14 protein-coding genes are annotated in these 24,966 nt (G+C 45.2%); 2 read left to right on the top strand and 12 right to left on the bottom strand.

The annotated features are described in order from the left end of the window. Window positions 1-3: 3 nt before the first annotated feature. The 11 genes from JHD69_RS01160 to JHD69_RS01110 all read right to left on the bottom strand — a co-directional run bounded on the left by JHD69_RS01160 (window position 4) and on the right by JHD69_RS01110 (window position 19,580). Complete coding sequence (locus JHD69_RS01160) at window positions 4-1,947, bottom strand: M60 family metallopeptidase (RefSeq protein ID WP_199136454.1); 1,944 nt, start codon at window positions 1,945-1,947, stop codon at window positions 4-6. A 14-nt stretch (window positions 1,948-1,961) separates the two neighbouring features. Then, window positions 1,962-3,704 (bottom strand): alkaline phosphatase family protein, encoded by a 1,743-nt coding sequence (locus tag JHD69_RS01155; protein WP_199136452.1) that lies wholly within the window; start codon window positions 3,702-3,704, stop codon window positions 1,962-1,964. 19 nt (window positions 3,705-3,723) lie between these two features. Beyond that, on the bottom strand, window positions 3,724-5,421 hold the full coding sequence (locus tag JHD69_RS01150) for a DUF5008 domain-containing protein (protein ID WP_199136450.1): 1,698 nt from the start codon (window positions 5,419-5,421) through the stop codon (window positions 3,724-3,726). Window positions 5,422-5,448: 27 nt separating this feature from the next. Continuing rightward, entirely contained in the window at window positions 5,449-6,204 is a 756-nt protein-coding gene (locus JHD69_RS01145; RefSeq protein WP_199136448.1) for a fasciclin domain-containing protein, read from the bottom strand. Further along, complete coding sequence (locus JHD69_RS01140) at window positions 6,182-7,705, bottom strand: RagB/SusD family nutrient uptake outer membrane protein (protein ID WP_199136446.1); 1,524 nt, start codon at window positions 7,703-7,705, stop codon at window positions 6,182-6,184. Before JHD69_RS01140 ends, JHD69_RS01145 begins: the two co-directional genes overlap by 23 nt. Window positions 7,706-7,722: 17 nt before the next feature. After that, window positions 7,723-10,884, bottom strand: a complete 3,162-nt coding sequence (locus JHD69_RS01135; RefSeq protein WP_199136444.1) for a SusC/RagA family TonB-linked outer membrane protein — start codon at window positions 10,882-10,884, stop codon at window positions 7,723-7,725. Window positions 10,885-10,919: 35 nt separating this feature from the next. Next, on the bottom strand, window positions 10,920-11,942 hold the full coding sequence (locus JHD69_RS01130; protein ID WP_199136443.1) for a DUF5007 domain-containing protein: 1,023 nt from the start codon (window positions 11,940-11,942) through the stop codon (window positions 10,920-10,922). Between the two features lie 9 nt (window positions 11,943-11,951). Further along, window positions 11,952-12,626, bottom strand: a complete 675-nt coding sequence (locus JHD69_RS01125) for a hypothetical protein (RefSeq protein WP_199136441.1) — start codon at window positions 12,624-12,626, stop codon at window positions 11,952-11,954. Between the two features lie 24 nt (window positions 12,627-12,650). Further along, a complete protein-coding gene (locus tag JHD69_RS01120; protein WP_233165614.1) occupies window positions 12,651-14,201 on the bottom strand; it encodes a RagB/SusD family nutrient uptake outer membrane protein in 1,551 nt (516 codons plus the stop codon). A 106-nt stretch (window positions 14,202-14,307) separates the two neighbouring features. Beyond that, complete coding sequence (locus JHD69_RS01115; protein WP_199136437.1) at window positions 14,308-17,289, bottom strand: SusC/RagA family TonB-linked outer membrane protein; 2,982 nt, start codon at window positions 17,287-17,289, stop codon at window positions 14,308-14,310. A gap of 929 nt (window positions 17,290-18,218) precedes the next feature. Then, the gene (locus JHD69_RS01110) at window positions 18,219-19,580 is read right to left on the bottom strand and encodes an acyl-CoA dehydrogenase family protein (RefSeq protein ID WP_199136435.1); all 1,362 of its coding nucleotides are present in this window, start codon (window positions 19,578-19,580) and stop codon (window positions 18,219-18,221) included. 150 nt (window positions 19,581-19,730) lie between these two features. Between JHD69_RS01110 and JHD69_RS01105 the strand changes: the two genes are divergently transcribed. Then, complete coding sequence (locus tag JHD69_RS01105; protein ID WP_199136432.1) at window positions 19,731-22,727, top strand: SusC/RagA family TonB-linked outer membrane protein; 2,997 nt, start codon at window positions 19,731-19,733, stop codon at window positions 22,725-22,727. Between the two features lie 19 nt (window positions 22,728-22,746). Then, a complete protein-coding gene (locus JHD69_RS01100; protein WP_199136430.1) occupies window positions 22,747-24,117 on the top strand; it encodes a RagB/SusD family nutrient uptake outer membrane protein in 1,371 nt (456 codons plus the stop codon). A 72-nt stretch (window positions 24,118-24,189) separates the two neighbouring features. On the opposite strand, the gene bshB1 is transcribed toward JHD69_RS01100, so the two are convergent. Then, the gene (gene bshB1 / locus JHD69_RS01095; protein ID WP_199136428.1) at window positions 24,190-24,906 is read right to left on the bottom strand and encodes a bacillithiol biosynthesis deacetylase BshB1; all 717 of its coding nucleotides are present in this window, start codon (window positions 24,904-24,906) and stop codon (window positions 24,190-24,192) included. Window positions 24,907-24,966: the final 60 nt, after the last annotated feature.

Genomic DNA, 24,966 nt, shown 5'->3' with positions numbered 1-24,966 from the left:
CGGTTAAGGTTTAATGATATTGAATTCAGACAATGACGTATAGGTATTGGCAGTAGTGTACTGATTTTTGATAACCAGTTTTACATACCTAGCGGTTTGTACGCCTGTTGGGAAATTATAGTTGAATTTGGCATTGTTGTTAGGCAAGGTAAATGTGCCCATGGTGGTATAGTTGGTACCGTCTGTACTGATAAACACTTCCATGTCTTTTGCATAAGAGTTGCTGTTTTGGCGTTGTGTTAGCGTTACTCCTTGTACCTGGATAGGCAATCTGCCCACTTTTAACACGATGTTGATTGGGAAAGCTGTTGCATTGGTTAATGCAGGGCTGTATTGCGAGTGCCAGTAAGTTGCGGTATTGCCATCTAACAGGTTGGCTGGAGAACCTTCTGACGATTGGTTGTTTGAAATACTCGACACGAAAGGGTAAGTTATTGGTGCAATTGCGCCAGTACCACCTGTTCTGTTCAGCGGATTGTAAGTCCAGATCTGCGTAGCCAATACCGGATATTTGGCGGCAACCTTATCTCTTACCGGATCGCTGATCAAAATACCCCAAGCATCGAAGAACGAGGCCAAATCGGTTTGGGTATAATCAGACAGCTTTTCGTACACGAAATTATGCATGGTGATATCGCTGGTATTCAAACGCTCGGCATGTCTGGCCTGCGAATACAGGTAGGTCATGGCACCATAGCCATATTTCTCGAATATTTGTACAAAAGGTGTCATGCGTTTAAATGGATCGTTCATGGCAGCATCCAAATCAAAGTTTTTGGTACCGGTTCCACTGGCGTAGGCAATGGCTTGCGGGAAGCCGCTCGATACGGACGGGTGCAGGATGTTATAATCGGCCCCAATCCTGTTGGCTACCTTAAAGCTGAACAGGTTGTTGGTAGTTTCGCCCAAAGTGCTCCAGCTCCAAACCTTGCCTTGCTGACAGTTGTGGCCAAATTCGTGGTAGCTGCCCCACATGCCGTTGCTGGTCGAAATTTTCTTCAAGCTCGAGAAAGCACTGAACCATTCGGCATCGTTGGTACCCACAAATGGGAAACCCGAGTGGCCGTAACCGGCCGACAACTGAATATCCAATACGCCTCTCCAAGCGCCTTGCGGGCTCCTGTCCCTGATGTCGGCAGCATTGTCTGAAAGGCCCATCCAGCCATTGTAATCTAATTCAAATACATCATTCCATTTGCTCAATACCGCGGTTGGGTTGGTTAAAGGCTCCGAAGAGCTAAAGGTGGCTATCACCTTATCCCTCGGCATCAGGAAAATTACGCGCTTGCTCCTGAACTCGAGCCAAGGAACCTGTGATGCTTTTACTTTGGCTACCCAATCGGCATCGGTGCTTTGGCCCAGGATAAAGTCTGGAGAAACACAGGCACCAGAAATGGTAAACTCAACCGGGTTTGGATAGGCAAAGCTGGCATTGATATAAATGGTACCGCCATACAGGTTACGGATGTAGTTGGTACCCGGATATAACTGCTGACGCGTAAAAATTACAGGGTCTCTAAGCAAAGGGTATTTGCCTCCCAAGTTATCGGTTTGGCCACCAATTTGAATGCCCAGACCTTGTATGCCAGCCGGAACTATGATTTTCACCAACTCGCCAGGAGCGGCATAGTAGCCCGTACTGTATTGAGGCTGAGGCGCTACGCTGATGCGCAGGTTATCTGAAGTTTGGTCGGTAAAGTTAAGATCCAACGTAAACTTGGCATCTTTTACACGCGGTTCAGACTGGTCTACCAAGCCCGGAAATACACGTGCCTTGGCGTACATCGATTTGTCGATAACCGCCATATTGGTGTCTATTTTGCCGTTGGCTACATTACCCGAGTTATCGGTATATCCATCGGGAATATTATAGCCGTATTTTTTACAGGCTGTTGTGGCCAATAATAAAATCAGCACAGACAATTTAGTTACATGATTAAATTTCATCGTATAGCATTTTATTATTTGGTTGGATAATTAACTGTTGGCGCATAAAGCTTGCCCATCAAATTCCATTGCGATGGCACGGCTATATTCATCCAGTTATAAATCAGCACAGGAATATCCACGCCGTTTGGAACAGATTGATAAGCGGCCTGCGAGATTTCTGGAGAGATGTATGGAGAAATGTCGCTAAACGACTTCCAGTTTGGCGCACCTACGTAATTGAGGTTGACACCTTTGCCAGAAGCTTCCCTGATTACGCTGCCTTGGTTATCGTCGCATGGCCAGTAGCCAATCAAGTTGTTATAATATAAATCGGTTGGCTGTTTTACCGTTTTTCTCATGTAGGGAATAAGATCAGATTCTGGTATGGCAATGTTGTAGATAGCTACATCCTTGATCAGCACATTGATCGTTCCGTTTGATTCGGTTGAGTTGATATGACCAAGGGTAAATGGAACGGTTGGGGCCGACATGTTGGCTGTACCCAGGTTCAGTTCGGCGCTCATCTTATCGTCGGTATAAATTTTGGCCTTACGTGTGCCGTTGTTATAGATACGCATAGCCAAGGTATGCCAAACCCCGTCTCTTACTTTTTCTCCGGCAATCTGGGTTCCGGTACCCGACACCTTCATGGTCCAGGTATCTCCTGCCGAGAAAAACACCCAGCCGGTTGTACCGCTACCGCTTTTAAAATCTGGTGTTTTTCCAATAAATGGCGGATAAGCCGTTGAGGCATGGTCCATCCTCACTTTTACCATTACCGTAAATTCGCCACTGGTTCCAAAATCGCCAATGGTATTGTTACTCGCTACCGCCGCTGTATAGGCACCATTGTTGCCCGAAAAGTTTGGTGCGAACCCCGCATAAGGCAAGCTGTTGATGTTGGGCTGGTCTACGCGTGTTGGACTGAATTTAGGGTTGTAAAAGGCCAAGTAAGTGTTTCTCGAAAGATCGTTAAAGATATTAGAGCCCGGCAAGCCGCCAGAAACGCTTGCACCGCCTTTATTTGAGGCTATTACAACCAGCCAATTCTCGCCGGCATAAGTACTTCTTGCCCTTAATGCCGCCAATACTTCGCCAATGTAGCCATCTAAAGTAGCAATGGCCGAGGTGTAGGCCGGGGTACCTTCGGTATAGCCATTTGCCGCACCTGCAGTTTCAACGCTGTGGAATTGGGCTACCAGCAACGATGGATTATTAGTCGTGAGCTCGGCCACAACGGCATCTTTAACCGATTTATCGTCGGCAAAGTTCTGCTTTAAGCTGGCGTCAGCAGCCAGATTATCATTAAATGCGGCCGTCGAGGCAAAAGAAACCGTCCTGACATTGCCCAGGCTTTGTTTCAATCGCGTGAAAATAGTTGGCGTATTCTGTACGTTAAGGCCAGCAAAACTTTCGCTGGTTACGTTGTGCTTGGTATAATCTACACCAGTAGTCATGGTGGTCCATGCCGCGGCGTTGGTAATCGGGTTGAGCTGGTAATCTGCCAAACCATCGTAAGAATAAATGGCTTTGCTGGTTACCTGCGTGAGGTTAGGTGGCGCTATGGATCTTACTACCGAACCGCGCATGCCATCCACAATAATGTAAAGCACTTTTTTAGCATTATTGCCAATTCCAGCTGTATCGTTCTTAAACTTTTGCGGCAGCACGTTATCGAAGTCTTTGTTACAGGCCGCGTTCAGCAAAATGAAACCCAACAAGGATCCCATGCCCAATGTTTTGAAGTTAAAAACCGATTTTATAATTTTTTTCATAACCGAATAAATTAAGAGGTTAATTTGAAATGATCAATCTAAGTACGTTGTGCGGCAAGATGGTATTGAACCTCAATACATCGCCAACCAAGATTACCTGCGATCCGCTGGCAGTTGGTGTTTCGATCATATCGTAAACACGCCCTTGGAAACCACCTGTATTATTATAGCCTACGGCCAACTGCCCGTTTGCTTCCAAGACCATAAAACCCTGACGCAGGTAATCGCCGTATTTGGTAAACGAACCTGCCACCAATATTTTGCCATTGTTTAGCTGGGCCGCGAAAGTAGCTATACCACCGGTAATGGCCTGCGTAGTAAATGTGGCTACATTACTGCCATCGGCATTGAGCAAAGCCAAGCCAGACAAGGGCTTGTTGTTGAAACTGGCAAACGAACCGCTCAGCATGATTTTGCCAGTGGTGGCATTGTACCTGATTGCATACACATCATTATCTGCTCCTATGCCTGCCAAGAAGGTATTGTCTACGCTGCCATCGAGGTTAAGGCGTACGATGTGGTTAGCCTGTACACCGTTAAATGTGCTGAAGCTGCCTACCAAAATCAGCTTGCCGTCGGCCTGCATCATGGCATCCATAATGGCACCATTGGCTCCTGCCGCACTTTGGCGCGTAGTTTTGTTGTAGTGGAAGGTCGAATCCATCGTACCGTCCGAATTTACCCTGACCAACTGCCTCATTTTGGTTACGTCGTAAACTTTCTCGTCGTAGCTAGAGTTTGGAATGTACATCCGCTTAAAGTTCTGGAAATTGCCGATGATGTAAATCTGTTCGCCAAACACAAATGTTTTTCTAACCGTACCGTCAACTCCGGCATTGAAGGCCGAAACGGTATCGCCATTTTTCCAGGTTTCTGCCGGTTTAGGATTTACAATAGGCACCAACGAATTTCCCGCAGCATCTTTGTCAGCAGTTTTAATGGTATCTAATGTACCATTGGCATTTAGCCTTGCAATGTTATTGAGGGTTTGCCTGTTTGGCCTGGTAGAGTTATAGCTGGTAAAGCTTCCGGCAATGATATACTTGCCGTTTTGCGCACCACTTGTAATCCTGTTGATGGAGTAAATGGTTTTGAAACCTCCGCCAGCACCTTTTCCAAAATTGATATCGGTGGTGATGTAAGTTCCGCCGGCATCAATTTGGGCAATACCGCCGTTCGGCACTTTGTCGGTTCCTTTTAATTCGAAGTTATTGAAGGCACCGCCAAGCCAGAACCTACCTGTAGGCAGCTGCTCGATATCGAAAACGGTGCTTGCACCGCTGCTGTTGGATGCACCATTCACGATTTTAAACTGATCGTCTACGGCTACTTTGCCCCCTACTTTAATAATCGGTCCGAAGAAGCTCTGCCCCTGTGCGGTAATCCACATACTGCCCGTACTTGCAGTTAGCGGCACTTTAAACGAAACGGTGGTGTCGGTATAGTTCACTACTTCGGCTTCGATTTCGTTCACGTAAAGCTTAAAATTGTCTTTGAACTTCATTAACCCGTTTACTTTTAAACTAAGTGTTGCCCCTGCAGTAACGATATCTGGATCCGTAGATTTGGAGATAAAGGTAATGCCCAATGGCTGCTTGCCCCCTGCATAAGGATCTGGCGCCAGCTCTGTTTCTTTTTTACAAGAATAAACCGCCAAAACAAGCATCAGCGCGCTTAAAATGGCTAAGGCAGATTTATATTTGATAGAATTTAACATTTTCTGATGAGTTTACGTAAAATTGATTTATGGACCTGGGGGTAATATTCCGGATGAAACAACCTGTTCGATGAACGTATCGGTGTTGAAGCCAAAATTATGCTTGTTCCTGTTCAGTACATGCAGCACGCCATTGGTAGGCTGGATATCTGAGGTAGCCACCGGAATATTCACCAACGCTACCTGCGGATTAGACAAATCGGGAATATAGGCCAGATACAACTGACGGTAACCTGCGTAGGCTACACCGCCCGCATCGTTAAAAATAACGCCAATGTTCATGATCCTGCCTCCATAAGAAGCATAACCTTGACCCGGATAAGCGATATAAGAAAGCGTATCGCGTTGCGGGTAATCCTTCAATAAATACGACCCTTTAAAAACATATTGCGAAAGCGTGTTTTTCCATACGGCAGGCTTGATCTGTTCCAGTTTTGAAACGGTATCTTTGCCATTGGTGCGCAGGTAAATGTTCAGGCGTTTAATCGATTTGAATATCGATCCGCTGGGTGGCGCAAAGAAAGTTATGTTTTCTTTGTCTATCACATCGTTCATTCCAGCCAAGTTGATTACCCTAACGGTGGTATCGAACAAGGCAGGTTTCGACTTGAGGTATTGCAATATGGTGCCGTTGTATTTGGCCTCGTGCACACCGGTGTCAAAATAATATTTCTTACAGCTGGCCATCAGCAATAACGCCGATACAAGCATCAACAATAGTGTTTTATTTCTGTTTTGCATTTTCATCTCTATATCGCTTTTAATTCCAAAAATTATTTCCAACCAAATATGGGTTTGCCGTACGTTCGGTGGCGCTAATGGTTAAAGGCCAAGTCCAGGCACCCGCATTAAAGCTGCTTACGCTGATTGGGTTTTTAGAGAAATCTGGATTGGTCACTCTTTTGGTACGCACCAAATCGAAGAAGAATTGGCCTTCACCTATCAATTCCCTGCATCTTTCTTTAAAAATATCAGCTTTAAGCTCTTCGCCTGTAGAAGTAATAGACGGCGCAGCCGCAGCCGTACGTACTTGGTTTACATAGCCTTTAGCGGCATCTTCGTTGCCCAATTCGGCAGCGGCTTCTGCGGCCAGCAACAAGGCGTCTGGCAACCTGAAAATAACCGCACTGTCGTTGTTGGTCACCGAAATAGACGAACCGGTACCCGTAGTATAGGTATTGATGAATTTTTTGAACTGAAAACTTCCGTTATCTGCGTTATAGTTTTCAAACCAAGTAGTTAACCTGGCATCGGGCGTCCCTCCTGGAAACAGCTTGGTGATGTAATCTTTATCGTACGATAGGAAACTCGCCGTTTTTGATACCGTTCCTTGGTAAGGATAATGCGAAAAGTAGTACGAATAGTTAGCTGTTAACGCAAAGTTCTCTCCATAATTAGTTTCCTGCAATACCGAAAACAAGCTTTCGGAACTACGGCCCTTGAAAATTTTAAGGGTATTTTCTGTAGTCACCGGCAATAGGCTGTAATTGGTGTAGGTAGCCATTTCATCGGCTAGCAAGAGTACGTTTTTATAGTATTTGCTCTTATCGGCAGTATCCCAAGCAGCGGCCCACATGTTCAGGTGCATCAACAAGGCTACTGCACTGGCCCTAGTTGGCCTGAAACCGCTCAGCGATACGTCTGAATATGCCGTTGGCAAATCATTTTTGGCCGCCGACATATCGGCAATACATTTGTTGAGCACTTCAAGCTGCGGACTGCGTGGCAAAGCGGCGCTATGGTAGGCTTCTGTGTAATAAACCGCATCGCCATACAGCTTAGTAATGAACAAATAAGCCAAATTGCGCATAAAAACAGCTTCGGCTTTATAACGCAACTTATCTGTTTGCGAAAGGCTGGTTGATGGAACCTTGTCTACTTCGGTATACAGGATATTGGCAGCTGCCACAATATCGTAAAAGCCTTTCCAATCCATCAGCTGCTTTAAGGCATTATCGTACCTGGTGGTACCAGAAATTACCGGTTTAAGGTTATTGCTGATCAGGTTGTTGAAGCTGTTGGTACCACTGCTCTCCATGCTGATTACCTTTACAAAATTACACCTGATGTCGAGCGCAGGGAAGAACATACGGTCGCTTCCCGAAGCTACCTTATTTCTCAGCCTGGTATAAAGACCATTGGTAAAACCTTCTACGTCTTGCCTGGTTTGCCAGAAATTATTTCCAGACAAAGCATCTATTGGCGTTACGTTAAGGAATTTTTTACATCCTGGCGCCACAACAAACAAAGCGGCCAGCACCAATACATATTTTATATTTTTCATTTTCATAATTTCCAAGATTAAAACTCAATGTTTAAACCAAATGCAAACTGCTTAGAGAGCGGATAACCGCCAGAGCTGTCTCTACCCAATGCCGTTACGTTTTCAGGATTAGGGCCAGAGTATCGGGTAATGAAGCCCAAGTTAGAGGCCGTAAAGTTTAAGCTTACCCTGTTCATGCCGAATTTCTGCGTGAATTTTTGGTTCAGGCTGTAGTATAGCTTCACCGCATTCAGCTTAAAGTACGATCCATCTTCCTGGAACAAGGTTTGCGAATACCTGAATGGATTGATGATACCAGACCTGATGAAATCCAATGGGTTGCCATATTTGGCTACATCGCCATTGGCCAACCAATAGTTATACTCAGAAAGTGGCACCAAAGCACCTAGGGCCGTTGGGTTGTTAAAGTTTAAAAGCTGACTGGCCAAGGCATTGTTCAAAATGTCGCGTTGGAAGGTAAAAGAGGCATTGATTTCCAAACTCCAGTTTTTGTACTGCAAGAATGATGTGATACCACCGGTAACCTGTGGCTGCGAGTTGCCCGCAATTACCTTGTCGTAATCGTTGAGCACGTAGTTGCCATCCAAATCGGTAAAAATAGGATCGCCAGCCTTGAAGTAGTTCAGTCTTCCGTTGGCACCTACACGGTAAGGCAAACCTGTAATCGGGTCAACCGGTACCTGTTTGTTGGTAGCATACACGCCTTTGGTATTGAACAGGTAATTTGAAAGCGAGTTCAAACCTAAACGATAATAGGTATCTTGATCCAAGCTCGAGGCATCTTCATAAATCTTCTCGCGCAATTTGTCTGGCAAAGCCGCCAATACCTCACGGTTAATGGCCAAACTTGCCGATAAGCTCCATTTAAATGGACTGCTGTTGCTTAACGGACGACCTGTTACCTGGAACTCCCAGCCGTAGTTTACGTTGCTGATTTCGTTGGAGGCAATGGTTTGAAACGAGTTGGTTCCAGACAAGGCTTTCTCTTGATAAATATTGTCGTTTTGCTTGTAATAGGTATCAAAAGCTACCGAGAACCTGTTTTGGAAAAGACCAAGGTCGAAGCCCAAGTTATAGGTAGTGGCCTTGGTTGGCTGCAAACTCAAGTTAGGCAACCTGCCAAGCTCGAGGATTACGGTATTTGAATTGTTGTACCTGTCGCCGGCATTATACCTGCCATAGGCATCGTAAATACTTCCAACCGGCTGGATATTAGAACCATAGCTCAAACGGATATCGCCATAGTCAAGCCATTTTAGTTTCTCCATGAACTTTTCTTTGTTAAAGTTCCACTTCAAAGCAATTGCTGGGCTACGTTTAAATCCGGTATTCGGACCATTGGTAGAAACCCCATCGGCACGGTAGTTAAAATCCAATACGTATTTCTGTTTATAGTTGTAAGAGAACTGACCGGCAAAGGCAATAGACCTAAAATCGTTGTAATCTATTGTTCCGCCCAAAGAAGTCAGGTAATCGGTCATGTTGGTTAATGGGCCACGCAACTGGTCGTTTACGCCTCTCTGGTTCAAAATGGCATCGGCCTTGAAAAACGAAGAGTTAAGCTCGGTGAAGGCAAAAACGGTAAAGTTGTGGGCATCTTCGTCTTTTTCCTTGATCGAATATACATACTGCAACTGGTTCCGGTTATACAACTTGGTAGAGCGGTCGTTGTAAGTATAGTATTGCGATTGGTTGCTGTTTAAGGCACCCGGAGAAAAATTGTCTTTGGTACTCGACTGGTTGGTATAGTTTAAGAAGGTAGCCAACTTTAAATTGGGTATCAGCTCATACTCGGCATTGATAGTCGCAAAAGTGTTTAAAATCTTGTTGTCGTTGTCTGTTTTTAAGGCTCCAAGCACCGAATTTACCGACGAATAGAGCGATGGCGCGGGCAAGAGCGACGACGAGTTACCCCCCGAAGCTACCCCACTGTTAATTAAACCGTTGCCACTACCCGTCTGCTGCTTCTGTATGGAGTTGTTCAATTGGCCAACCAGCTTGAACTTTCGGGTGGGGTTATAGGTCATGTTCATGTTCACGTTGTAACGAGAATAGCCGGTATTTTCTTGGATACCTGTTTCGTCGTATGCGCCCAATGCCACCTTGTAGTTAAAGGCTACATCGCCACCAGAAACGCTAAGGTTATGCGTTTGGTTAAACGTTGGGCGATAGAAATAAGACTGCCAATTGGTAGAGTTGTTGTAATAGGCATTTAAGCTGTCGGCCAAAAACGGCGTACCATTAATCAAGCCTATGGCATGGTTAGCTGTTGTATCGTAACGCATAATTTGGTCTATCCTGAGCAAACGCTCGCCTTTACCGCCAATTACAGAGCGGAGCTGCGGCACGGTAGAAAGGAAGGCCGAACCGCTGTAGCGTACAATCGGCACTTTAGAATTACCCCGTTTGGTGGTAATCAAAATTACCCCGTAGGCACCGCGCGAGCCGTAAAGCGCCGTAGCCGCCGCATCCTTCAATACCTCGATGTCTTCAATATCTTCAGGCGGAATTTGAGAGGCCGGAGAAACGCCCGGACCAGCTTGCTGAAATCCGTAAGAATAATTGGTATTGTCATCAACCGGAACCCCGTCGATTACAAACAATGGCGAAGTTGGTGTTAAGAAAGTGCTATTGCCCGAGCCTGATAGGCTGATATTGGAAATACCACGGATAACCACCGAACCCCTGAAACCAGGTGCTCCGGTATTGTTCTGGATATTCAAACCTGCCACCTTGCCCTGCAAAAGCGAAATCACGTCGCCGGCCGGCTGGCCTTGCAAGTCTTTGCCCGAAATCTTAACGCTCGATCCCGTAGAGAGCGTTTTCGATTTGCTGATGTAACCCGCCGAAGTAATGTTTACCTCTTTTAACGTGGTGTTATCTGCACTAAGGGTTACGGTAATATTGGTTCTGTTGGCTACCTTAACCACTGCGGTTTTATAGCCGATGTATTTAAAAGATAATTCGGCATCGGGCGAAACGGTAACCCTAAACTTGCCATCGGCATCGGTCTGTGCTACAACTTTTCCATCGGCAATAATGCTAACGCCTGGTATGGTTTCTTTTGATTTCATGCTGCCATCAAGAACTACGCCGCTTACTGCGATTTTTTGCTGGGCAAAGGCAACTTGCTGAAAACCAAAAATCAATAAAATAGCTATGCTGTAAAAATACTTCATTGGAAATATGTTTTGTGGTGATCTATTTGTTTTCATTAATCATTATCGAATTTTGGTTTGTCGCGCTTAAACCAGAAGATGATCTCCCAGTCGCCCTTTTGATAAATATTGAAATTGAGCGCGATAAAGCATTGCTGCTGCACGTTGCCAAAAGCCTGTCTGTTAAACCTGAACACCGCCCTGGCCTGATCGCCCGACGAAGTTGTGTACTTGGTAGGATAACTGGTACAAGGAATTGGATAAGCTACATCGTATTTTACGCCAGAAGCATCTTTAACCATGTTAAACCCATGCACCACATTGCTCCAGTCGGTAGCGGCAAACTTGTCGGGACTGATTGGGTTGAACAAGGTATCTACAAATTTGAATTTCACGCTGTTACCGTTGCCAACCTTGTTAAACAACACCTGTACGTCGTTAGAGCTCAATGGCTGTCCGCTTCTGGTACCTGTAATGTTCATCCCGGTAGGGTTAACCGACACCGAAGTGGCCTGGCCAGTAATCGGATCGAGGTTGGAAGGTTCGTACGGACGTTCGCGCAATGGCATTAAACGAAACTTCTGGAAATACTTCCTGCCACCCGAGTTCGACATTTCAACATCGAACACATAGCCTGAGTCTGGCTGGGCCTTGATCATGTTCGAATTGGCTGCTCCCCACATCAAAAACTCGCCAGAATGCGGCCTGATTTCAAACAGCTGGTGGTTTTCTGTTGTACGCTTGGCTTCTATTTCGGCCAACGATTTCTCTGTACCGTCGTAAGCCGTTTTCCAAACCGTTACCGGATAAAAATTGGTCAGCTCAGGAGCCGGTTCGCCGGCAAACGTACGCATGTTCACGATTTTGAAATCCAATGGCCTGCTTGAGTTGCCATACTGGAAGTTATTGGTGAACAAGGTATTCCTGCCCAAAACCGGCTGATAAATGTATTGTGTAAACTGGGTATCGTTAGATAGCGATAATCTTGCATCTGGCAGATTTTTTTTACACGATAAAAAAAGTAGGCTGCCTCCCGCTAAGGTTAGCAACACTTGGAATAGGTATCTCGTATTTTTCATCATCTTAAGCTATTGGTCTAATCTGTCTGTGAATTCGCTAAAACCAAAGTTGTGCATCGGCGAAAGGATGTTGATCGTTGCATTGTTGGTTTTGATATTTACTGCATTGGTGGTGGTGGTGGTCCAGAAATCTTCGAAATTAGAACCGTGCGTATCGCTGAAATTCAATACGGCAGGTCCGCCACCCTGATAGCCCGAAGCGCTCAACCTTACATACCTGATTTGCATCGGGTAGTTGATGATGATCGAATTGAGCAGCAAGCCATCTACGCTGCTGGCAAAGGCATCGGTGGTTCTGTTGCCCCTGATGATGTATTTGCAGGTCATGAAGCCTAATTCGTTAATATCGGCTGTGCTCAGGTAAATCGGCGCCCTGCCCTCTGCTTTGCGCTGCATGTTGAGGTATTTGATGGAGGCTTCGAAGTTTTTGTTTACCGGTGCAAACAAGGTGATCTTGCCACTGGCCACAGAATCTCTCAGCATCGGAATGCGGTTCAAAACCAGCAACAACGAATCGAAGGTATTGGGTTGCGATTTAAGGTAATCGAGTGCCGAACCGTTGAAGGTTTGAACTGTATTTTTATAGTTGTAATATTCCGACTCGCTTTTTTTGCAGGCGCTCATGTACAGGCTGCACAGTCCCAAAAGAACAAATGCACAATTTCTATATAATGTATTTCTCATCTGATATCTCTTTTAATCTGTTAACTATTGCCAATAAGGATTTTGGGTAATAAGCGAATTGGCATTGATTACATCCTGCGATACCGGCCAGTAAATGCCACCGGCGGTTTCAAACTGCTTAAAGGTCATGGGCACGCCGTTCTTGGTTGCAAAAACGCCATTGCTATTTTTGATCCTGTTATACCTCACAATGTCGTACCATCTCCAGCCCTCGCCCATCAATTCTCTTCTGCGCTCTTCGAAAATGGCATCGATGAGGTCTTTAGAAGAAGCCGACAAGTAAACGATAGGGCCTCTTAAATTGGCGGCTTTGTTCAAAGCATTGATGGCTGCTTCGCGTTGCCCCAGTACAGCCAGCGCTTCGGCCCGCAGCAAGGTGATTTCTTCCATGCGGCTAAACACCATCGAAGAGCTGAACAAGGTTACGTTGCCCGAGGTATTGCTTGGATAGATTACCTTGATCTTGCTGAAAATAGGCTGCTCCGATTCGAAATTGGTGAAATAGTTTTTCCTATAAAGTCCGCTGATCGGATCAATGCTGAAACGAAGGTCTTTCGGATCGGTAAATATTTTAAGGATGCTGTCTTTAGTCACAAACATTTCGGGCTGTACTTTCGGAATGTAGGGCGCAGCCAAAGTGAGCTGTTCAATATGACCGTTGGAAGTCGACAATCCGTTACCTGCTTCGAATGGGAAACCTACCATCAGCGTTGCCCTCTTGTAGGCAAACGGACTGTAGTTGTTCTGGTTTTCGGTTAAGGCGGCCATATCGATATAGTCGAGCGGGTTGGCACCGTCAACAAAATACTGGGTCGACTGGTTGTCTAATACAAACTTCGAATAGTTGGCAGCATCGATATAGTTGCCTTGCCATGCGGCAATGTGCGCCAAAATAATGTAGGCCGACAAACGGGTAAACACAATACCATTCCAGCTTGGCCAGTTGGCACCATAATATAAACCCGGCATAATCGGATCGGTACCGCCATACCTGAATGGCACCACCTGGGCGGCAGCCAACAGCTCGTTGGTACAAAAAGCCAATACTTTGTCTTTTGAGGTTCTTCCCACCTTTACAAAATCGCCGTCGTGCGACGAGGTAAGCAAAGGCACATCGCCCCAGATCCTTACCATATAGAAGTACGCAAAGGCCCTGATCATTCGGGCTTGGGCAACATCTACGTCGTTGTTCAGTTGCGTATAACGCGGATCGAGTGCACGGATTTCTTTTGACCGCTCAATGAACAAGCTGGCGGCATTTACCGCTGCGTAAAACCTTCTCCAATTGGTAATTCTGTTAATTACCGGATAGGAAGCATTCAACTGGCCGTTTACAATAGCCTTTAAATCGGCACGGTTGGTGATGGCAAAATCGCCTTGCCTCAAATCGCCCATCAGCCAGTGCGTATTGTCAGATACGGTGGCCGAACGGATCAAACCGTAAACCGACAGCAAGTTGGCCTTGGCATCTTCTAAGGTTTTCCAATTGGTTTCTTCGGTGGCCAGCCGGGTCGACTGTACATCGTCAATCTTCTTACAGGAGAAATTGCCCAAACCAATAAGGAATAACATCATTCCGATAGTGATTTGATAAAAACCGTTCCTTTTATTGATCATATTTTTCATCTGTTTATCATTTTGTTTACAGCGCCGATGAAGCCATCGGCACGCCGTCAATATTTTACAAATCCAATTTAAAGCCCAGTACAAACGTTCTTGGAATAGTTAGATTGGCACCATCGTAGTAACCATTGTAGTTAACCAGCTCAGGGTCAACTCCGCTAAACTTGGTGATGGTGAATAAGTTCATTGCCGTAGCATATAAATAGGCTCTTCTAACGCCTTTGCCGGTAGCTTTGTTAAAGAGCACCGTTTTGCCAAAATCGTAACCCAGCGTTACCGACCTTAGTTTGACGTAAGAAGAATTCTCCAAAAACAAATCCTGATCGGTACGGTAAGCGTCTACATCGCTCCAAGGGTTATAAATCGGGTATGATTTTTCATTGCTGAACGTCTGCCACGACGAAACCTCTTTTACCGAGTTGATGTCGTTGCCAGCTTCGCGGTTTACGAAACCATATTTGGTGGCTTCATATTGATTAATCGATTTTTGGCCCAAGGCAAAGATGAAATTGAAATTCAAGTCGAAGTTTTTATAGCTTAAGGTATTGTTCCATCCGCCAACAAATTTGGGCTGTCTGTTTCCGGTCAGTATTTTATCCTTGCTGTCTATTTTGTTATCGCCGTTGTAGTCAACCCACCTCGGATCACCGGCTTTCATCGGGATGCCGTTAAAAGTCATTCCAGCTGGAACTTCGGCATTGGTATTGTAAATGCCGTTGTTGGCGTATAGCCAATAGCTGCCCACAGGCTTGCCTACTACTAATTTATTGTCGTTGTTATAAATCAGTTCTTTTACACCGTTAGGCAATGCTTTTAGTTCGTTTTGGTTATAGTTGATGTTCAGTCCGGTGCTCCAGCTCAGCGACTTAGGCTGATCGATCACCAAACCATTCAGCAAAAGCTCAACGCCTTTGTTGTTAATGTCCATACCCGATTGGTAATTGGCACTGTAACCGGTTTCAAGCGGCACCGGCATTCCGATAACCTGATTTTTGTCGTTGCGGTTATACAAGGTAAGCGCTGCGTTTAACCTGCCTTTGAGGGTAGTTGCATCAATGGTTAAATTGGTCCGCTCTGCATAAGGAAGGCTGATGTTGTAGCCGATAAAGCCACTGTCGTAAGGTCTGTTAATACCTAAGCGGCCACCGTAGCCAGGAATGGTAGGCTCTTCGAACCAGCCGTTTTCCGAACGGTACTGCGGACCGGCAGCGAAGCGGTCGTCTTGGAAAATGCGAAGCGTACGGCCCCAACCTGCACTTAGGTGCAACTTGTCAAAAATGCCATTGTCTTTCAAAAACTGCTCTTTCAGGTTCCAATCGGCGTTAAAGGCTGGGGTTGTTACCCACCTGCTGTTTGGCTGTCCGTTAGAAGAACCGTCCCTTCTTACCAAGGCACTGAGGGTTAAGAGATCTTTATATTTGTATTTTGCCGAAGCATATAAAGAAAACAGGTTGTTTCTTTCTTTGTCGATGTACCTGAATACATAAAAACCATTGGCGGCCAGGGTATTCAAATAATCATCGCTGCCAGCATTACCATCCACAATGTTCAGTTTTACATAGTCGTTCGGTCCGTTGTAGGCCCTGGCATAATTGTATTTATAAGTATCGCCCTGAAAACTTTGTCCGATTTCGAAATCGATGGCATTCTTCGCATTGATTTCGTATTTATAAGTAGCAAAGTTGTTGAGCAGCAAACGTTGGCTGTAGCCAAAATAGTTAGATACATAACTTACTCCATCCATTAAGGTTGATGGGGTAAAATAATCGCGGATGCCTTCGTTATAATCAAAAGCCAAGCTGGTAGAAATCACAATCTTGTTGATTTTTGCGCTCAGGTTCAGGTTGCCGTTCAAAATATTAGAGCGGTTGTCGTCAACATTGCGCGCACTCTCCTGCAAATAACCCGAATAAATAGACGCATTTGGCGAAAGCGGGCTGCTCAAATCGGGAATGTATCGGGTTTCTGCAAAACGATCTCTTAAGCTTTTGTTCCTGTTTCGGTCTAAACGGGCTGTGTTTACGGTGCTAGATACGGTAAGCCATTTAAACGGAGCCATGTTGATGCCAAAAAACAAGTTGTACCTGTCGATATTGGTATCATCGGCATTGCCCGCATTTTTGGTTCCCGAGCCAAAAAACCTGAAGTTGGCACGGTCGCTGCCGCCGGTAATTCCCAAATCGGCCGAAAAGGTGGGCGTACTTTGATAATAAAGGTCGTTCCAGTTAGAAGGACCATAGTAGGCCGTATTGGTCGAATCCCTCAAATAAGAAGCATAGCTGGCATAATTGCTAGCTGTGGCATATTTTTGGTAAAATGGCTTTCTGAAGTTGTTTTCGTAAACACCATTCACCGTATTTACGCTTGGCGCCGCTACGTAGCCAAAATAAGAATTGAGGCTGATGTCTCTAACTCCAGCCCTGGCATTCTTGGTGGTAATATAGATAGCACCGTTTGCGGCATTCGGACCCAATTTGGCCAATTCATAAGGGTCTTTCACCACAACAATCGATTGAATGTTGTCCATGCTTATTTGCGAAAGCAAGTTGGTAGCCGGTCCAACCCTATTGTAATCATATTTTTGGATATCGAATGCAAAAGGATTGTCTTGCACCAATGGCACACCATTTAAATAGACAGCCGGTTGCAGGGCATAAATATCTTTTTTAGAGAACAAAAGACCAGAGGCTCCCTGAACAATCATGCTTTGTTCGGTTCCCGGCTCGCCGTTTGGCTCTTGTACGTATACGCCAGCAAGATTTCCTTTAATTACTTGTTGCAACGACAAGTTCGGAACTGCTGCCGATGAGCGCACATTGATGGTGTCGCGGTTGGTTTTGAACTTCTGTAAAGTCCTGATCATTTGGCCGATGGTATCGGCTGTTGACGAATAGGTAGCTTTTACCTTTTTGGACGTATCTTGTTGGAAAGCAAGAAATGCCTTGGCAACGCGGTCGTCTGAACGATTGGCACGCACAGACTTTGGTCCAAAAACAGCTACTAAAAAGAAACAGCAAATGCACGTAAAAATTTTAGTCATTTTTATTGTTGGTTAATAAGTGGATCGTAATCAAAAAGAACCAGCGGCTCTTTTAAGGTAGTGCGGCTACAGGAGCTGGAAATTATACAAGGGCCTCAACCGAGGTTGTACAATCAAAAGGCGCACAAGGCAGGGAAGTAGATTTCTCTTCATATTGGTTAGTTTAAGTTGTTTGGTGGTTGGTTGGTTGGTTTGTAGTACTGCGCTCAAGCGGAAGTATATAAACTGTTATTTAATATTTAATCGACAGTTATTTTACTTTCGTTTGATAATGCAATTTGTTTATTAAAAACAATTTTATATCTATCGTACACTACGCAAACGTTTGTTAATATTTATTCGGTTTTGGCTAAAATAGCTTCAGCAATATCCAGCCTGCCCCTGTTATTTTACCACATTGGCACTGAACAACTTAGTAAGGAAAACAGAAAAATATGTTCGATTTTTTGACAATGACTAGTCTTTACATTTTTTGCAGACTGTATTTGGTAGCTGTCGCTTTTTAGCAGCGGCGTGGTTTACATTGAGGAAAATAAAACAGTCCTAATTAGTTAAAAGGAAATATAATTAATCATTCAGTTAACGCAAACGTTTGTTAAATGCCTTTTAAATGTGCATTTGAGGCAAATTTTATGCTGAACATCTATTTTTATGCCCCAAAATATTTGCATAATTGGCCACTAACAACAATTAATATTCTTTTAAATAAAACTATTAAAACGTTTTATGTGACTTTAGAGAAATCAGGAGAGGAAAATGAGCAACAAAAAAATCGCTAAGCGAAATTTATGAAGAAAGAAGCCATGTTAAAAAACGTCAATCAGGTTCCATTTGCAATTTGTGGGCCCCAAAAGGCTTTAAATTTCACAATTTGTTATCAAGGAGCCTACCCTAACCATACCATCCTAATTTGCAATGCCTTTAACAGGCTAAACAAATGCAGAAAAACCGGTAATGGCACGGCCTACAATTAAAGTATTGATTTCTTTGGTGCCCTCGTACGAGTAAATGGCTTCGGCATCGGCCACAAACCTGGCCACATCATGCTCCAGCAAAATTCCGTTGCCCCCCATTACTTCGCGCGCCCGACTCACAATATCACGGGTACGCATCGAACAGAAAACCTTAGCCAACGAAGCATGTTCATCGGTCAACATACCCTGATCTTGCAACTGCGACAAACGGAAACATAGTGTTTGCATGGCTGTTAGGTTCGAAAGCATTTCAACCAGGTGATTTTGGATCAATTGAAAGGAGGCAATAGGCCGGCCAAACTGTTTGCGTTTCTGGGTGTAGGCCAAGGCCGCTTCATAAGCGCCACGGGCACAACCTACCGCCTGCCAGGCCACTCCTGCCCTCGTCATTTGCAACACCTTGGCCGTATCTTTAAAAGAATTGGCATTTTGCAAACGGTCTGATTCGTCTACTTCGCAGTTGGTTAAAGTAATCAGGCCGTTCTGCACAATGCGTAAGGCCATTTTATCCATTATTTTTTCTACGGCAAAGCCTGAAGTTCCTTTTCGCAACAAAAAGCCTTTCACCTGGTGGTCGTCCAAATCCTTGGCCCAAATGATGGTTACATCGGCAAATGTGGCGTTGCCTATCCATTTCTTTTGGCCATTCAATATCCATTTATTGCCCTGCCTTTTGGCTGTAGTACCCAAACCTCCGGCAGCACCAGACCCTACTTCGGGCTCGGTAAGTCCGAAGGCGCCTATTTTTTTGAACTGTTGCATATCGGGCAACCATTCCTGTTTCTGCGCCTCAGAGCCCAGCAAATAGATTGAACCCATGCTCAAGCCACTTTGCACGCCAAAAAAAGTAGACATCGACGTATCAATCCGGGCCATTTCCATGGCTAAAATACCTTCCATCAGGTTAGACTTACCAGCGCAACCATAACCTTGGTAAGTGAGTCCGCAAATATTCAAGGCGGCTATTTTCGGAATCAGCTCGAACGGAAACTCGGCCTTAAGCCAATATGGGTTTACCAGGGGTTTTACTTCTTTTTCTAAAAAGGCGCGCACTTCGAGCTGCAAGACCCGGTCCGAATCTTTGAGCGCCTCGTCTCCCAAATGGTAAAAATCGCCTTCGATGGCTGGCAGAGGTTTATTTTTGCTTTTGGTCGACATTAATTTCATCAACCCCTGCCATTGTTCTTCGTCCAGGTTTCCGGCCGTTTCGAGCATTTGAGCCAAATTCACTTTTTTTGATAAAGCATTGAGCTGGTCGAGATCTACGGATTTGAAAAGCTTGTAGGCGTTTTTTAGGGAAGAGAAAAAACTGGACATAACGAAGGGTTTTAAGAAGGATAACAGATTTCACCCCTTTTTGTTGTTCAATTTCTTTTCATTTTGACAAGTGTAACATTCTTGTCACTACTTTTTTGTAAATTGTATTAACTAAACTATATGGAATCATCAACTAAAACTTGAACCTTTATGAAAAAAAGACTACTGTTGCTATGCGCAATCCTCTGCAGTCTGAGCAGTATTGCCATGGCCCAAAACCGAACCATTACCGGTAAAGTAACCAGCGATAACGACAAAAATCCGATTCCTGGGGTAACTGTATCGGTAAAAGGCAACGCCCAAAGCGTTCAGACAGACTTCAATGGAAATTTCAGCATTTCGGTTGATGTCAATGCAAAATTTCTGGTCTTCAAATATCTAGGCTTTACCGACCAAGAAGAGCCTATCGGATCGTCAAACACCATTAATGTTGCCTTAAGGGAAAAGGCATCCGACCTGAGCGAAGTGGTTGTAGTGGGCTATGGCACGCAAAACCGAAGAGATGTAATCGGCTCTATTGCCAAGCTTGGCGTAGCCGACATCAAAGATAAACCTTTAACCACCATCGAGAGTGCACTACAGGGAAATGCGCCTGGTGTCTTCGTGAACTCGAGCAGCGGCAAGCTAGGTCAGGCCCTGCAAATCCGCGTGCGTGGCATTTCGTCTATTTCGGCCAATAACCAGCCTTTGTTTGTCATAGATGGCGTACCCGTGGTAACCGATGCCTTGGGCAGCTATACCGAACCCGACAATCCTTTGGCGGCCATCAACCCAGACGATATCGAATCGATGGAGGTACTGAAAGACGCCTACGCTTCGGCCATTTACGGAGCCAGGGCATCAAATGGGGTAGTAATCATCACCACCAAAAAAGGAAAAGCGGGCGAGACCAAGATAGATTTGAGCTATTTTGCAGGATTTAGCGACCCTACCAAAAAAGGCAAATTCCTCAATGCCGCACAATATAGGCAACTGCTTGAAGAATCACTCAAAAACGTAGGTTACGATGGCTATGCCAATGCTTCCGAATTTTGGGGCGACAACAATGCCGTAAACGATTGGGATACAAATTACGATGCCGATTGGGCCAACGCGGCCTTCAGGCGTGGCCATAATCAGCAGTACAACATCAATGTAAGCGGCGGTGACGCCAAAACCCGCTTTATGGTATCGGGCAATTACAACAACAACGATGGTATTATTATCGGCAACCGCTTTGTACGTACTGGTGGCCGGGCCACCATAGACCACACGGCCTTTAAGATACTCGACTTGGGCGGAAGCATCAACATTTCGAAAACCGACAACAACAGGGTATCGAACGACAACCTTTTTTCTAACCCGTTGCAATTGAATGCCTTGCCCCCTATTCAGCCTATCTACGATCCAGCTACCGGCGAGCTGAACAACAACACCGTATATTATAACGGTTTGATAGACCAGGTAAACGGCAGCAACCTGTCAACCACTTACAGAACATTGGCTACGGCTTATGCCGGTTTAAAAATCACCCCCGATCTGACGTTCAAAAGCGAATACGGCTTTGATTTCAACAATTTGGAAGAAGAGCAGTACCTCGGTGCCAAAACCCAGGACGGCGGCAGTACCGCGGGCTACAGCTATAATTACCTGGCCAAGTCTATCAACTTTAACACCAACAATACACTAAGCTACAACAAGGTATTTAATGAAAACCATAGCCTGAATGCCTTGGTGGGCTTTACTTTCCAAGACACCAAGTTCAGGTACGGAACCGTTACCGGTACCGGCTTCCCTTCAGACCGTTTTGAAAAAATTGCGAGTGCTGCCAAAATATCGGCCGGAAGTTCTTTCGAAACCGCCTATACTTTTGTTTCTTACCTGGCTAGGGCCAACTACAAATACAAAGAAAAATACTTGGTTGGTGCTTCCATCAGAACCGATGGCTCTTCGAGGTTTGGCAGCAACAAAAGATACGGAACTTTTCCTGCCGGTTCTTTGGGCTGGATCATCAATGAAGAAGATTTTATGAAGGGCACCAAATGGATCTCGATGTTGAAACTGAGAGCCAGCTACGGCTTAACGGGTAATGCAGAAATCGGCAACTTTGCTTCGCGTACTTTATACGGAGGCGTAAATTATGCCGGTGTTGCAGGCACATTGCCTAATCAGCTGGGCGACCCTAACCTAACCTGGGAAAATACTTCCGACCTTAACTTTGGCTTAGACTTTGGTTTGTTTGCCGACCGTTTAAGCGGTTCGTTCGAGGTGTATAAGAAAAAAACCACCGACCTTTTGCTAAATGTGCCTATTCCGGCCACCAATGGCTTCACTTCGATTACCCAAAACGTTGGCGACTTGGAAAACAAAGGCTTGGAAATTTCCCTCAACAGCAAAAACTTTGTTGGCGAGTTTAAATGGTCAACCTCTTTTAACATCTCGTTCAACAGAAACAAGATTACCCGATTGGCCGGCCAGCCTATTTTTCCGGGCGGCAGGTATCTGGGCCGAATTTCGGAAGGCGAGCCGTTCGGCTATTTTTATGGCAAGGCTTATGCCGGCGTTGACCCAGCCAATGGCGATGCGCTTTACTATGTAGATGCCAGCCGTACCGCCACCACCAATGATTACAGTGCCGCGCAAAACCAGAAAATCGGCAATCCTAATCCGAAGTTCTTTGGTGGATTTGGCAACAGGTTCTCTTATAAAAACTTCGACCTCGACGTCCAAACCCAGTTTGTATACGGCAACGATTTGTATAATGCAGCAGGCGGTTTCCAATCGGCAAACGGCGATTATTTCGATAACCAAACCATCGATCAAATGGACTATTGGAGAACCCCTGGACAGATTACCTCTATTCCGCAGCCTCGCTTTGGCGAATCAAACGGTACCAGGCCATCTTCACGCTATGTACAATCGGGCTCATACCTGAGGGTAAAAAACATCATTTTGGGCTACAACGTACCTAAGGCTTTAATCAAGAAATATAAAATGCAGAACCTCAGGGTATATGTTTCTGCTTTAAATCCATTTACCATCACGCATTATACAGGCTACGATCCAGAAATCAATACCACTTTTGCAGGCAGCGTACAGCTTGGTCACGATTTCTACACCCCGCCTCAGGCACGCACCATTACTTTTGGTTTGAATGTTGGATTTTAATTGATGAAAAACTTGAATTATGAAAAGCTTTAATAAAAATATATTGATTGCAGGCCTGTTCCTACTTGGCATCACGTCCTGCAAAAAAGAACTAGATATACAGCCTAAGCAGTCTATTTCTTCAGATGTGGCGCTGAGTACTACGGCCGACGTGCAAAATGCACTGATAGGCGCCTATACGGTACTGGCCACTGGCGATTTATACGGAACCAACCTTGTTTTTATTCCCGATCTTTACGCAAACGACGGTTATCTAAACTGGACTGGCTCGTTCAGCACCTATAGGGATATCTCTAACAAATCGATCATTTCAACTAACGCCGATGTGGGCCGTACCTGGAATGCGGCCTATAAAGCCATCAACGTGGCCAACACGGTACTTGGCGCATTAAACGTAGTAACCGATGCCAATACCAAAAATGTAATTGAAGGCAAGGCCCTGTTTATCCGTGGCATTATGCACTTTGAATTGGTAAGGCTATGGGGCTTGCCTTATGATCCGGCCACACCTAATACCAATCTTGGCGTGCCCATTATGACCAAGGCTATCAAAACAACCGACGATGTGATTAAAAACATTCCACGCAGTACTGTGGCCGATGTTTATACTGCCGTTGAAAACGATTTGAAAACCGCCATCACCAAATTAAGCGCGGTAGACGACAAATATGCCGCCATGGCATTTTTGGCGAGGGTTTATTTGCAGGAAGGCAAATTCCAGTTGGCTCGCGACTTGTCAAACGACATCATCACCAACAGCCCATACAGCTTGATTACCGCTTCGCTGGAAACTCCTTTTAGGGTAAAAAACTCTAACGAAGGTATTTTCGAAATCCAGCAAAACGACCAAAGTAATGCAGGTTCGGCAAATGATGGCTTGGCTACTTTCTATTCTAGCTATCTGAACTCAACAGGTGGCAAGGTTGGCCGTGGAGATGCCAGCATCAACACCACCTTTTACAATTCGTACAGCACCACCGACAAACGCAGAACCGACATGATTTACGATGGCAACGGTGCAAAATCGGGCTTGTTTACCAGAAAATGGTATAATTTCTTTGACAACATACCCGTGTGTAGAATTACAGAGCAATACCTGATCCGCGCCGAAACCAATTTTAGGTTGGGCACTTCAGTTGGCGCTACGCCTGCCGACGATATCAACACCTTAAGGACTAGAGCAGGGCTAGGTCCAATTGTACCTACTTTAGACCTTATTTTAACCGAACGCGACAAAGAGCTGGCTTTCGAAGGTTTCAGGCTGCACGATTACAAACGCACCAAACGTGCAATCGGTGCCTTTCCTTACAACAGTCCAAAATTGATTTTCCCAATTCCAGACCGCGAAATGAGCGCTAACAAAGGTTTACAACAAAACCCAGGCTACTAACAGCCTAGCCAACCAAAACCCAAAAGGCCCGACCTGCAATGCAAGTCGGGCCTTTTCGTTAACGAGGTTATTTTATCTTAAATCAAAAAGATTGGCTACGCCCAGCAGTTTTCTGGAGGTAAAACCTTCGGCATAAGTGGCGCCAATGCTTTTGCCAAACTCGCGGGCACGAGAAATTACCGCCTCCAAAAATTCGGGCGATGAGATATAGGTTTGAGGTTCGCTGTTATCAGGGCTATCGAATTGGGTTTTAAACGCCCTGATCGAAGCAATTTTCTGCTCCATCACCTCGGTAATATCAACCAGGATATCGGGCTCGATGTAACGGTCTTGAATATACTGCAGCACCAGGCGGGGGCGCCAAGGCGCCTGCTTTTGCCCATCAAGCGTAGTTTCAATCCGCCTTAAGCCCGATAAAAATATGGCGTCGTTGGCCAAATCTCCTGCCCGGCCATGATCTGGGTGGCGATCGTGCAAGGCATTGGTCAGGATAATTTCAGGCTGGTATTTACGTACCATTTTAATTACTTCCAGCTGATGGGCTTCATCGTTCCTGAAAAAGCCGTCTTTTAGCCTGAGGTTTTCCCGGGCATGCAATCCCAATATTTTAGCCGATTCGGCCGCCTCTTCATCACGTATTTCAGCCGAGCCACGGGTACCTAGCTCGCCACGGGTAAAATCAACGATCCCTACTTTTTTTCCTAAGGCAATATGTTTTAAAATTGTTCCAGAACAGCCTAATTCCGCATCGTCGGGATGCACGGCAAAAACAAGTATGTCTAATTTCATCTATTATTGATTTTGAATGAGAGAATGATTGAATTTTGAATGAGTAATAGATCCAAAACC

The organism is Pedobacter sp. ASV12 (assembly GCF_016429155.1).
In the GTDB taxonomy this organism is placed as follows: domain Bacteria; phylum Bacteroidota; class Bacteroidia; order Sphingobacteriales; family Sphingobacteriaceae; genus Pedobacter.
Note: the sequence above shows the minus strand (reverse complement) of the source record. Positions and strands in the feature narration are given on the sequence as shown.

Bases quoted from the DNA above. Each gene is read 5' to 3' on its own strand.
- JHD69_RS01115 (WP_199136437.1), bottom strand. From the start codon at position 17,289: ATGACTAAAATTTTTACGTGCATTTGCTGTTTCTTTTTAGTAGCTGTT.
- JHD69_RS01140 (WP_199136446.1), bottom strand. From the start codon at position 7,705: ATGAAAAATATAAAATATGTATTGGTGCTGGCCGCTTTGTTTGTTGTG.
- JHD69_RS01135 (WP_199136444.1), bottom strand. From the start codon at position 10,884: ATGAAGTATTTTTACAGCATAGCTATTTTATTGATTTTTGGTTTTCAG.
- JHD69_RS01130 (WP_199136443.1), bottom strand. From the start codon at position 11,942: ATGAAAAATACGAGATACCTATTCCAAGTGTTGCTAACCTTAGCGGGA.
- JHD69_RS01155 (WP_199136452.1), bottom strand. From the start codon at position 3,704: ATGAAAAAAATTATAAAATCGGTTTTTAACTTCAAAACATTGGGCATG.
- JHD69_RS01110 (WP_199136435.1), bottom strand. From the start codon at position 19,580: ATGTCCAGTTTTTTCTCTTCCCTAAAAAACGCCTACAAGCTTTTCAAA.
- bshB1 (WP_199136428.1), bottom strand. From the start codon at position 24,906: ATGAAATTAGACATACTTGTTTTTGCCGTGCATCCCGACGATGCGGAA.
- JHD69_RS01160 (WP_199136454.1), bottom strand. From the start codon at position 1,947: ATGAAATTTAATCATGTAACTAAATTGTCTGTGCTGATTTTATTATTG.
- JHD69_RS01150 (WP_199136450.1), bottom strand. From the start codon at position 5,421: ATGTTAAATTCTATCAAATATAAATCTGCCTTAGCCATTTTAAGCGCG.
- JHD69_RS01120 (WP_233165614.1), bottom strand. From the start codon at position 14,201: ATGATGTTATTCCTTATTGGTTTGGGCAATTTCTCCTGTAAGAAGATT.
- JHD69_RS01125 (WP_199136441.1), bottom strand. From the start codon at position 12,626: ATGAGAAATACATTATATAGAAATTGTGCATTTGTTCTTTTGGGACTG.
- JHD69_RS01100 (WP_199136430.1), top strand. From the start codon at position 22,747: ATGAAAAGCTTTAATAAAAATATATTGATTGCAGGCCTGTTCCTACTT.
- JHD69_RS01105 (WP_199136432.1), top strand. From the start codon at position 19,731: ATGAAAAAAAGACTACTGTTGCTATGCGCAATCCTCTGCAGTCTGAGC.